11 protein-coding genes are annotated in these 10,998 nt (G+C 50.3%); 2 read left to right on the top strand and 9 right to left on the bottom strand.

The window, feature by feature from the left end; all coding sequences use genetic code 11:
- Positions 1-9: 9 nt before the first annotated feature.
- Both EYC62_09565 and tsaE read right to left on the bottom strand, forming a co-directional pair.
- Positions 10-1,020 carry a hypothetical protein gene (locus EYC62_09565; protein ID TAH32262.1) on the bottom strand — a complete coding sequence of 337 codons (1,011 nt, stop codon included), beginning with the start codon at positions 1,018-1,020 and terminating at the stop codon, positions 10-12.
- Complete coding sequence (gene tsaE, locus EYC62_09560; GenBank protein TAH32261.1) at positions 1,017-1,478, bottom strand: tRNA (adenosine(37)-N6)-threonylcarbamoyltransferase complex ATPase subunit type 1 TsaE; 462 nt, start codon at positions 1,476-1,478, stop codon at positions 1,017-1,019. The genes EYC62_09565 and tsaE overlap by 4 nt, the downstream gene beginning before the upstream one ends.
- A 37-nt stretch (positions 1,479-1,515) precedes the next feature.
- On the opposite strand from tsaE, the gene EYC62_09555 reads away from it, so the two are divergent.
- Positions 1,516-2,532 carry an NAD(P)/FAD-dependent oxidoreductase gene (locus tag EYC62_09555; protein ID TAH32260.1) on the top strand — a complete coding sequence of 339 codons (1,017 nt, stop codon included), beginning with the start codon at positions 1,516-1,518 and terminating at the stop codon, positions 2,530-2,532.
- Here the strand turns inward: EYC62_09555 and EYC62_09550 are convergent.
- The 7 genes from EYC62_09550 to EYC62_09520 form a co-directional block, all read right to left on the bottom strand.
- Complete coding sequence (locus EYC62_09550; GenBank protein TAH32259.1) at positions 2,529-3,062, bottom strand: hypothetical protein; 534 nt, start codon at positions 3,060-3,062, stop codon at positions 2,529-2,531. The genes EYC62_09555 and EYC62_09550 overlap by 4 nt on opposite strands.
- Positions 3,063-3,139: 77 nt before the next feature.
- On the bottom strand, positions 3,140-5,548 hold the full coding sequence (locus EYC62_09545) for a PAS domain-containing sensor histidine kinase (protein ID TAH32258.1): 2,409 nt from the start codon (positions 5,546-5,548) through the stop codon (positions 3,140-3,142).
- 3 nt (positions 5,549-5,551) lie between these two features.
- Positions 5,552-6,865, bottom strand: a complete 1,314-nt coding sequence (locus EYC62_09540; protein TAH32257.1) for an adenosylhomocysteinase — start codon at positions 6,863-6,865, stop codon at positions 5,552-5,554.
- 91 nt (positions 6,866-6,956) lie between these two features.
- On the bottom strand, positions 6,957-7,256 hold the full coding sequence (locus EYC62_09535) for an HPr family phosphocarrier protein (protein TAH32256.1): 300 nt from the start codon (positions 7,254-7,256) through the stop codon (positions 6,957-6,959).
- Positions 7,257-7,259: 3 nt separating this feature from the next.
- Entirely contained in the window at positions 7,260-7,664 is a 405-nt protein-coding gene (locus tag EYC62_09530; protein ID TAH32255.1) for a PTS sugar transporter subunit IIA, read from the bottom strand.
- Between the two features lie 69 nt (positions 7,665-7,733).
- Positions 7,734-9,446 (bottom strand): HAMP domain-containing protein, encoded by a 1,713-nt coding sequence (locus EYC62_09525; protein ID TAH32254.1) that lies wholly within the window; start codon positions 9,444-9,446, stop codon positions 7,734-7,736.
- A gap of 2 nt (positions 9,447-9,448) precedes the next feature.
- Positions 9,449-10,168, bottom strand: a complete 720-nt coding sequence (locus EYC62_09520) for a response regulator transcription factor (GenBank protein ID TAH32253.1) — start codon at positions 10,166-10,168, stop codon at positions 9,449-9,451.
- 245 nt (positions 10,169-10,413) lie between these two features.
- Between EYC62_09520 and EYC62_09515 the strand changes: the two genes are divergently transcribed.
- Positions 10,414-10,980, top strand: a complete 567-nt coding sequence (locus EYC62_09515; protein ID TAH32252.1) for a hypothetical protein — start codon at positions 10,414-10,416, stop codon at positions 10,978-10,980.
- Positions 10,981-10,998: the final 18 nt, after the last annotated feature.

Genomic DNA, 10,998 nt, shown 5'->3' with positions numbered 1-10,998 from the left:
GCAGGGCGGCTAAGCCGCCTTCAAGTCCGGAATCGCCAGCCGTTTTTCGGCCGGAACATGGGTATCGAACCATTGCTTGATCGGGGCCAGCGCGGGATGGCGCAAATTATCCTCAAAATATTTTAGATTGCGCGGGATATGGCATAAATACTGGCCCTTGCCGTCGCGTATTTTAAGCCGGGCAAATAATCCCAGAATTCGTGCGGCGTTATGCGCGGCAAAGGCGGCGTAAGATGCCATAAAATCGTCGCGATTAATTTTTGGAAAGGCGTGTAAATACTGATCCAGGCCGGTTTTAACAATATTGTCCGGCACGTCTTCGCGCGCGTCTTGCAATAGCATCACTAAATCCGCGCTGACGGGGCCATAACAAGCGTCCTGAAAATCCAAAATGCCGCAACGCCCATAAGACGCTTTGCCCGGCAATAACATCAAATTGTGGAATTGATAATCCAAATGAATCGCGTGATGCGGAACGGCGCGCATGATTTTGAATGTGTCCGTCCATAGTTCAAAAAATTTCTCGCGGATGGTGCGCGACAATGTTTGCGGCTGTATCAATGGGATATACCATTCGATAATCCAGCTGACCAAATAAATCAGGCGGCCATCGTCCAATGGCGGCAATTTGCGCGCTTGGATATCGGCCTGGCTGTGCATATGCGTCAATGCCGCAATCGCATCGCGGTATAATCCGCCGCCATTTTCACCGCTGCGGATCGCGTTGGCAAAACTGATCTCGCCATAATCTTCGATCAATAAAAGTCCGTGCGCATCGTCGCGCGCATAGATTTTGGGAATGGACAATCCATAAGATGAAAAAATTGCCGCTTTGCGGGCGAATTCTCCGACTTCTTCGAATGGCGGCGCGGCATCCATCAATACGGCGCTTTGCGTTTGTTTTTGCAGACGGTAATATTTGCGCGCACTGGCATCTTCGCGCATCGGAACACGCTTGGCATCGGCCCATCCGGCATCATGCAGAAATTTATGAATTTGTTGATCGCGGGTTATTGTCATTGAATATTCTTCAGGCGCGCGGCCCAATCTTGATTGAAGCTGGCGGTTAAATTACGCTGCTCGGTATTATCTGTAAAGTCCAGCTTTAACCACAGGGCATTGTCCGGCAACATGCCGCCAGCTTTTTCCGCCCATTCGACAATGCGGATATTCGCGTCCATATCGTCCAACAGGCCGATTTCATATAAAGCGCGCGGGTCGTTCAACCGGTACAAATCGGCATGATAAACCGCGCCTTTTGGGGTTTCGTAAGATTGAACCAGGGTAAAAGTAGGGCTGGGAATGTCTTCGGTAATACCCAGTGCACGCAACAAAGCCCTGGTAAAGGTCGATTTTCCGGCGCCCAAATCGCCCGAAAGCCCAATAGTATCGCCAGCGCGTAAAATAGCGCCCAGCCTTGCCGCCAAGCTTTCTAATTCCGCTAGTGATAAATTCGAAAAAGACGTTATATTGTCCATTATTATCAAGTCATAGCATAGGATCTAAGGGATAAAAATGCATAAAACGGATGTGGCGATTATTGGCGCCGGGCCAGTTGGCTTATTTGCGGTCTTTGAATGCGGCATGGTGCGTTTGAAATGCCATGTGATCGATGCCCTGGATATGACCGGTGGGCAATGCACCGCGCTTTATCCGGAAAAGCCGATTTACGATATTCCAGGCTTTCCACAGGTGATGGCGGCGGATTTGATCAAGAATCTGGAACAACAAGTTGCACCGTTCGCGCCAACATTTCATTTGGGCCAGCAAGTACAGAAATTGACCCGTGTGGGAGATGGCTGGCAAATCGAAACATCCAAAGGCACCAAAATTGAATGTAAGACGATTATTATCGCCGCCGGTTGCGGGGCGTTTGGCCCCAATCGCCCACCGCTGGAGGGGATCGAGAAGTATGAAGGCAAATCGGTGCATTATATGGTCCGCGCCCGCGAAGATTTCCGTGGGCGTCGTATTGTGATTGCCGGTGGTGGCGATTCGGCGCTGGATTGGGCGATATCGTTGCATGATATAGCCGCAAAGATTTATATGGTTCACCGGCGGGATAAATTCCGTGGCGCACCGGAATCGGTAGCGCGGTTGAAACAACTGACCGATGCCGGGAAAATCGAATTGGTTGTGCCATATCAATTATCCGCGCTCGAAGGCGCGAACGGCCAGATTTCAAATGTGATTCTGGAAACTTTGGATGGACAAAAACGCAAGTTAGAGGCCGATTGTTTACTGCCGTTTTTCGGCTTGTCGATGGAATTGGGACCGATTGCGAACTGGGGTTTGAATCTGGATCACAATTATATTGCGGTCGACCCGGCCACGGCAGCCACCAATCAGCCGGGCATTTTCGCCATCGGCGATATCGCCAAATATGCGGGTAAATTGAAATTGATTTTAACCGGTTTCGCCGAAGGTGCGATCGCCGCGCACGCCGCGTATAAAATCATCAATCCGAATCAGGAATTGCATTTCGAATATTCGACCACCAAGGGCGTGCCGGGGGCGGATAAAGCGGCTTAGTAAACCCGTTCTGCCGAACTTTTTAATTTGGCTGCCAGCCTGGCGCGCCATTCGGCCAATTCCCGTTCGCTCTTTTCGTGGCTGGTCAAGCATGGTTTATTCGGTGGCGTTTTAAGATGCGTCAGAACCGACAGATTGCCAAAACCAAAAACTTGGAAAGAGCATCTTATGCCTTTTGGTTCGGAAACCAAGCCCAAGGTCAAGCCCCGCAATTCCAGCATGGAAGACCCAAAACGGGATGCACCGATGCCGTCATTCAAAACACTTACGACGGCCTGCATGGATGCAAGAAATTCTTGGCGGTTGCCGTGTTGCGCCGCGAGTTTGGCTGCGCGCAACGCCTTACGGCCAGCGCGCTCGCGCCGGTTGATAAATCTTTTCAAATAAACGGCTTCCATGTCCGCATTGCCGTGCAAAGGCATGGTTTGCACCGCCATGACATAGGCGCGCGGGGACAATTGCACGCCGCTGCGCCGACGGTGCCGTTCAATTCTGTCTGCAATTAATGTTTTCCGGTCAATCATATTCATACCTTTTGGCTTAGGGTAAGATTACCTCGGACCATTGTCAATCCGGAATAAATAAGCTGTTGTATTGTAAGCGATTGTTATTTCTTGGCTTTGGTTTCGGTTGCCTTGACCGGCAATTTGCAAATCACCGTGGTGCCTTTGCCGGCGGCGGAATCCAATTCCACTTTGCCGCCATGCAGTTCGACCAGTGATTTAACCAGCGACAATCCAAGTCCCGCGCCGGATTTTTTCCCCGATCCGCGTTCGAATTTTTCAAATACGCGCGCCTGATCTTCGGCGGGAATGCCGGCGCCGTTATCGGCAACCGTAATCCATATTTCCTTACCTTTGCGCTCGCCTTTCAATTCGACTTTGCCGCCGGACGGGGTGAAATTCATCGCGTTGGTCAGCAAATTGAACAATACCTGGCGCAAACGCCGTTCGTCGGCGGTGATTTTGCCCACATCGATCGGGCAATCGAAATCAATGGTAAGGCCCTGCGCCGCCGCGCGATCGCGCACATAGTTGATAACCGACGCCAACATCGGCTGGACATCGAAATTGCTGTATTGCAAAGTCATGTACCCGGCTTCGATGGTGGCCAGATCCAGAATGTCGTTGATCAGGGTCAAAAGCTTTTGCGAAGCGTCCAGAATGCCCTTGGTATATTCTTTTTGTTTGTCGTTCAGCTTGCCGAAATAATTGTTGTTCAGAATTTCGCCGAATCCGATGATCGAAGTCAATGGCGCGCGCAAACCGTACGATACGTTGGCGACGAATTCGGATTTCAATTGATCGGCGGCTTCCAGCGCTTCGGTGCGTTCCCGCAAGGCTTTTTCGACGCGGACACTGTCGGTTACATCGACATAGGAAAACAGCGATCCGCCGTCGGGCAGGGGAACGATGGAATAATCCAGCGTCGATCCATCGCTGCGGCCCATCTGCCCCGCTTCGCGGGCGCGCGTGGAATGCGATTGGATCAATTTTTGCCGGTATTCGGTCCAACGTTTCTCGCCTTCGAAAAATCCTTTGGTCCAATCGGTAATATCGGTCAAATGCGGCTCGGCTTGCAGCTTTTTCTCGTCCAGTTTCCACAACTTGGCGAATTCCGGATTGTACAATTTCAATCGTCCGTCTTCGCCGAACACCGCGATGGATTCATAAAGGTTGTCGATGGTTTCGCGCTGAACCTGGGACAGCATGTGATGCGAAGCTTCCAGTTTAAAGCGGTCGGACACGTCCTCGAATACGAATACAAGACCGCCCAAAGGATGCGGGGTTGTCAGCATGCGCCAGGTGCGGCCATCCGGCAAATGCATCAATTCGTCCTTGGAATCTAGCAATGTCGAAAATAATTCCATCCAGCTTTTCTTGAATTCCGGGAAATTGGCGACTTCGGGCAATAAGCGACGGTCGCGCATCGCTTCCATCAATTCGCCTAAATCCGGCTTGGTATTCAGCCAGGTGGCTTCCAATTTCATCAGTTCGGCAAAAGCGGTATTGTAAAATCGCAAACGGCGGTCGGTGCCGAAAATAGCAATCGATGAATCGAGCGATTCCAGCAAATCGCCCTGCGCTTTTTCCTGGCGGTCCAATTCGCGGCGTGTTTCATCCAAGTTGGAATAATCCAACGCGCATCCGGCGATGCTGGCAACCGTGCTGCCGGCGATAATTGGAATTTCGTGCAATTCGACCAAGCGCCGATTGCCGCCCATCACAATATGATGCCGTTCGGCCATGGGGCGGTTATTGTTAACCGCTTTTTGCGCAAGGCCGCGGCCATCCGATCCCAAGGCGCCAGCGCCGATTTCAAATTTTTTGGCGCTTGCGGCGGCGGCCTGTGTCGGATCGCCTTCGACCGCATTTTTGTAGGCTTTGTTGCAGAACGCAATCGCCAGATCCTGTGTGCGCAGCCAAATCGGTACGGGAATCGCATCCAGAACATCGCGCAACCGGCGCGCGTCGACACCCAGTGTTTTGACTTCCTGACTCAACCGGCCGATTTCGTTCAATTCTTCGGTCCGGTCGCGGATGCGCAGCACATCGCCCAAATACAATCCTTTGTCGCTTAGCAATCTTGTGCCTTGAATGCCGAAAGTTCTTTTTAATCGCGCGCTGCTTAAATTCAGCCGGAAAGATTCGCCATTCGACCGAAGTCCACGGCAGAAAGAATCCAGTTCGCCGCGCGCGGAACCTTCGAATAAATTTAGAACGTCAATCAATCCGACTTTGCGGATTTGCGATGGGATATTTAACAATTCGTGCAGTTGGGCGGAAGCGACTTCTTCGGTGCTGTCGGCCGGCCATAACAACACCGCCTCGGTGTTTTGGTTGATCGAAGCTTCTAACAGACGGGCGGATTTTTCCAAATATGCCGCCCGTGCCCGCGCGGATTTTAATTTTGGCTTCAGCGTCATGCGGTAGGCGGCCCAAAAAACCAGCCCAGACGCGCTGGCGCCCAATGCGCCGCCGATGAGCAAGTGAAATGGATCTACCGCAAGGGGCATGGATTAATAACGATATGCGTCTGTTTTGAAAGGACCTTCTTGTTTTACACCAAGATACTCGGCTTGGGCAGGGGTCAATTGCGTTAATTGTACACCAAGTTTGTCCAAGTGCAATCTTGCCACTTTTTCATCGAGGTGTTTCGGCAATTTATAGACCTTGTTCTGATATTGCTTATGATTGTTCCATAATTCGATTTGCGCCAGAACCTGGTTGCTAAAGGATGTGGACATAACAAAGCTTGGATGGCCGGTGCCGCAACCCAAATTGACCAAACGGCCTTTGGCCAAGATGATCAGGCGTTTGCCATCCGGGAATACCACTTCGTCGACTTGCGGTTTTACTTCTTCCCATTTCAAATTTTGCAAGGCGCCAACTTGGATTTCGTTGTCGAAATGGCCAATATTGCAAACAATGGCGCGGTCTTTCATTTTACGCATGTGATCGAGGGTGATGACATCGACGTTGCCGGTGGCGGTAACGAAAATATCGCCGATAGACGCGGCCTGATCCATGGTCATAACCTGATATCCTTCCATCGCGGCTTGCAACGCGCAAATCGGATCGATCTCGGTAACAATGACCCGGGCGCCTTGGCTGCGCATGGATGCCGCCGAACCTTTACCCACGTCGCCAAAACCGGCGACAACGCCGATTTTGCCGGCCATCATCACATCGGTGGCGCGTTTGATGCCGTCGACCAAAGATTCACGGCAACCGTATAGATTGTCGAATTTGGATTTGGTCACCGAATCATTGACATTGATTGCCGGGACCACCAGTTTGCCTTTTTTCTCCATCTCGTACAAACGATGCACGCCGGTGGTGGTTTCTTCGGATACGCCACGAACGTCTTTCATCATCTGCGGATATTTTTCATGCATGATTTTGGTCAAATCGCCGCCATCGTCCAGAATCATATTCGGTGTCCAGCCGTTGGGGCCTTGAATAGTCTGCTCGATACACCATTCATATTCTTCTTCGGTTTCGCCTTTCCAAGCGAATACTGGCGTGCCGGTTGCGGCAATCGCGGCCGCAGCCTGGTCCTGGGTCGAGAAAATATTGCAAGACGACCAACGAATAGTCGCGCCCAGATGCTGCAATGTTTCAATCAAAACGGCGGTTTGGATGGTCATATGCAAACAGCCGACAATCCGCGCGCCTTTTAATGGCTGCGATTTTCCATATTCCGAACGCAGCGCCATCAAGCCTGGCATTTCGGATTCCGCGATTTTAATTTCCTTGCGTCCCCATTCGGCCAATTTGATATCGGCGACTTTGTAATCTTGGGAAACGGCTTTTGGGGCTGTGGGGGACATGGTGGGAATCCTTTCATCAGATAAGTAATTATGGCCAATATATAGCAAAATCCCATTATCAGGGCCAGTATCTTAGACGGGCTGTATATAATTATTCTTCGTCGAATTTACGCGTCACCAGGGCGGCCAACGCATCGACCGCGTTGACGGCATCCGCGCCGTGGGCTTCGATTTCAATCTCGCTGCCTGGCGTTGCCGCCAACATCAATAAATCCAGCATGGATTTGCCGGATGCGGACTGATCGCCATGCCGCACCGTGATATCGCATTGAAATTGTTCCGATAACTTGACGACTTTGGCGGCGGCGCGGGCATGCAAGCCACGGGCATTGGTAACAAGTACTTTTTTCTTTATGCCTAAGGCACCGGTTTGAATTGTAACGGCGGCCATGGATTATGCATCTGCCGCAAGGATCTGCGAGGCTACGTGAATATACCGTCTGCCGGCTTCCTGGGTTTCTAAAACAGCGTCTTTAATCGCCATGGTTTTACGTGCGCTGGCAAGTTTAATCAGCATTGGCAGATTGAATCCGGCGATTACTTCGATGCCGGTTTTATCAAGCAACGAAATCGCAAGGTTCGACGGCGTGCCGCCGAACATATCGGTCATGACAATAACGCCTTGGCCGGTATCGGTTTGTTTTATTTTATCCATAATTTCGGTACGGCGCGATTCCATGTTATCATTAGGCGCCATGCCGACAGCCAAAATCCGCTCTTGCGGACCGACGATTTGCTCGAGCACATTGATAAATTCTTGGGCAAGGTTGCCATGGGCAACAAGGACAACACCGATCATAAAAAAACTCATTGGTAAAATAAGAGACTGTCTATATAGCAAATCTAAATCAGTTCGCCTAGGGCGGAACTAAGGGCGGGTGGCTGGCAAGGACAGGCAGAATTTGGCCCCAATAACCTTGTTTTTTTCATTATATATATTGGTGGCAGTCAGATTTCCGCCCATGGCCATTACAATTTGGCGGCTGATGCTCAAGCCAAGGCCGGAATGCTGGCCGAATTTTTCGCCATCCGGGCGGTCGGTGTAAAATCGTTCAAAAATTTTATCCAGCTTGTTCGGCGGGATGCCAGGGCCTTGATCTGTGACGCAAATTTCAATGTGGTTGCGGTCGCTATGAATATGAACGCCGACCGTGCCATCTTTGGGACTAAAGGAAATCGCGTTATCCAGCAAATTGCGCATGACTTGAATAATGCGGCTTTCAATGCCGAGCACGTAGAATTGCAAAGTCGGATCGACAAATAAATCAATGGTGATATTTTCCGGACGATATTGCTGGCTGTACACCTGGACCAACGGCGCCAGCAATTTGATCACATCAATTGGCTTGGTAGGGGATTTGGATATGTCGGAGTCAACGCGCGAAGCTTCGGAAATATCGGTGATCAAACGGTCCAAGCGTTGCACATCATCGAAAATAATTTGTAGTAACTGTTTTTGTTTTTGCGGATCTTGCAATCGTACTACGGTTTCAACCGCGCTGCGTAAACTGTTCAGCGGATTTTTAATTTCGTGCGCCACATCGGCGGCAAACCGCTCGATCGCATCCAAACGGTTCCACAATGCTTCGGTTAATTCACGCATCGCCATTGATAAGTCGCCAATTTCGTCATTGCGGCCGGACAAGTCTGGAATAATGATATTGCGGTTTTTGGAAATCCGCATGCGGTTGGCAGCGTCCGCCAGACGCAGCATCGGCCGCGATAAAGTGCGTGCTAAATAGGCGGAAAGCAATAATGTCACCGCCAGCGCCATCGTAAACACCTTGAGAATAGAAGACCAAACATCTTCCATAATCTTTTCGATATCTTCGCTGGTTTTCGATACAACCAATGCGCCCAACACATGACGATAATGTTGTACGGGCACTGCGACGGTGATAATTAAATCGGAATCGCCTTCGGATTCCAAACGGCGCACCATGCTGCCGGAATCGCCATCCAATGCTGCGACCGCTTCGGGATAATCGCGCGCGCTTTGATCGCTGTTTTCTTGGTATTCCGGCAATTTATGCCAGGATCTGGATGTATGCATGCCGACATCGTCCAAGAAGTTTCCAATAGATTTGCTAAGCGAAAAAGTTTTTTTCTCGCTGTTTTTGTCCAAATCCTGGATCTGCACCATGCTGTTTATCTTGCCTTTGCGGCCGCCCAGAACGCGGCTGTCGATCGCCAACTTTCCGCTAGTATCATATAAACGCACACGGGTGCGGGTTGGCGGCACAATGCGGCGAATGACATCGCGCGCCGGTTGGATCAGCAATCCATCTTGCCCATCCGGCATCGATTCGACGGCAAGTTCGCCCAGCGTATCGGCGAAAATACTGGCATGAATCTTTAAAGTTTGAATTTCCGCCTGCAGCAGGCTTTCGCGGTATTGATCCATATACAACAATCCCGCCAGCAATACGATTAATGGAATGCTGTTAACCGCCAACACCCGGCGGGTAAGCGGAGAAATTATTTTTTTTGCATTCGATGAATTTTTTTTACGCCAAAACGCGCGGCCGCGCCACCACAGCGACGGTATTGGCTTGGAAGATTTAGAAATGGGTACGGACACGATTAGGACTTGGTATTTTCGTCCTTATAGCGATAGCCCACGCCGTACAAAGTTTCAATATAATTGAAGTCATTATCGATTTCGCGGAACTTGCGCCGCATCCGTTTGATGTGGCTGTCGATAGTACGGTCATCGACGTAAATATTTTCGCCATAAGCCGCATCGATCAGTTTGTCGCGGTTTTTCACGATGCCGGGGCGCGATGCCAATGCTTGCAGCAATAAGAATTCGGTCACGGTCAAATCCACTTCCTGACCTTTCCATGTGCAGGAATGGCGTTCCGAGTCAAGCGATAGACTGCCGCGCGTCAATTGCGATTCTTTGCTTGCCGGTTGTTTTAGCGCTTGTTCCTTGCTTAAATTCTGCCGGCGCAATAAGGCGCGAATGCGTTCTAGCAATACGCGTTGTGGCACAGGTTTGCGGATATAATCATCCGCGCCGGAACGCAATCCGATCACTTCGTCGATCTCTTCGTCTTTGGAAGTCAGGAAAATAATCGGCATACCGGTTTGCTTGCGCAATTTGTTCAGTAGTTCGAAGCCGTCCATGCGCGGCATTTTAATGTCCAGGATGGCGATATCCGCCGGTTTGCCGGAAAGGCCTTTCAGGGCTTCTTCGCCATCTGAATACGTCGATACGTCGAACCCTTCGACCTGTAAAGCCATCGATAAAGAGGTCAAAAAATTACGATCATCGTCCACTAGTGCTACTTTTGCTGCCATTGCCTAACTCCAAAATTGGTAATAACCCATTATAACTACTTAATTTCAGCAATATTGTGGCGGTGTTTTGCCATTAGTAAAAGCACCATGCCACATTTCCGCCGCAATTGGCAAACTATTCCACAGGCCAAGGCGTTTTCCAAAATTTCGGCAGAAAACTGTAGAAAAGCCTTTTTTTTGCCTGAAAAATCGGCTTTAAATAAGCTCATTAATTAACTCGCTTTTTAATTCTTTAGGAGAAAAATATGAAAAAGCTATTGATCATTGCCGCGTTGGCAGCTTTTGTTGCTGGCCCGGTTTTGGCAAATGAATCCGCTACCTCGTCACACGGCTCGATGAAATCGGAAACTACCAAATCTGCCCCAGCATCTGCAAGCAGCAATACTGAAACTACCACCGGCATGACCAACACAACTGCAACTGGTACTACCCCATCTGCAACCACTGGCACAACGATGCAAGCTATGCAAGCAACTTTGCCAGCCGGCGTGAAAAAAGCAACCGGCCCAAAAGGTGAATATTTCACCACCGCTTCCGGTATGACCATATATACCTACAGCAAAGACAGCTCGGGCAAATCGAATTGCTCTGGCGAATGCGCGAAAATGTGGCCAGCTTTGGCAGCAAGCAGCAGCGATAAACCAGTTGGTCCATTCACCGTGATCAACGGCAACCAATGGGCTTTCAACGGCAGCCCGCTGTACACCTACAGCATGGACAAAAAACCAGGCGATCTGAACGGCGCTTCGATCCCAGGTTGGTCGGTAGCTTCGGCTTTGCCAGCAGCTCCGGCTCCAAAACCAGCTCACTAATTTTTAGAAGCTGATTTT

It is taken from the genome of Alphaproteobacteria bacterium, assembly GCA_004295055.1.
In the GTDB taxonomy this organism is placed as follows: domain Bacteria; phylum Pseudomonadota; class Alphaproteobacteria; order SHNJ01; family SHNJ01; genus SHNJ01.
The sequence above is the reverse complement of the archived record's forward strand: the minus strand, read 5'-3'. Positions and strand labels throughout refer to the sequence as shown.

Coding starts and splice junctions, on each gene's coding strand:
- tsaE (TAH32261.1), bottom strand. CDS start 1,478: ATGGACAATATAACGTCTTTTTCGAATTTATCACTAGCGGAATTAGAA.
- EYC62_09535 (TAH32256.1), bottom strand. CDS start 7,256: ATGGCCGCCGTTACAATTCAAACCGGTGCCTTAGGCATAAAGAAAAAA.
- EYC62_09515 (TAH32252.1), top strand. CDS start 10,414: ATGAAAAAGCTATTGATCATTGCCGCGTTGGCAGCTTTTGTTGCTGGC.
- EYC62_09520 (TAH32253.1), bottom strand. CDS start 10,168: ATGGCAGCAAAAGTAGCACTAGTGGACGATGATCGTAATTTTTTGACC.
- EYC62_09555 (TAH32260.1), top strand. CDS start 1,516: ATGCATAAAACGGATGTGGCGATTATTGGCGCCGGGCCAGTTGGCTTA.
- EYC62_09565 (TAH32262.1), bottom strand. CDS start 1,020: ATGACAATAACCCGCGATCAACAAATTCATAAATTTCTGCATGATGCC.
- EYC62_09550 (TAH32259.1), bottom strand. CDS start 3,062: ATGAATATGATTGACCGGAAAACATTAATTGCAGACAGAATTGAACGG.
- EYC62_09545 (TAH32258.1), bottom strand. CDS start 5,548: ATGCCCCTTGCGGTAGATCCATTTCACTTGCTCATCGGCGGCGCATTG.
- EYC62_09530 (TAH32255.1), bottom strand. CDS start 7,664: ATGATCGGTGTTGTCCTTGTTGCCCATGGCAACCTTGCCCAAGAATTT.
- EYC62_09540 (TAH32257.1), bottom strand. CDS start 6,865: ATGTCCCCCACAGCCCCAAAAGCCGTTTCCCAAGATTACAAAGTCGCC.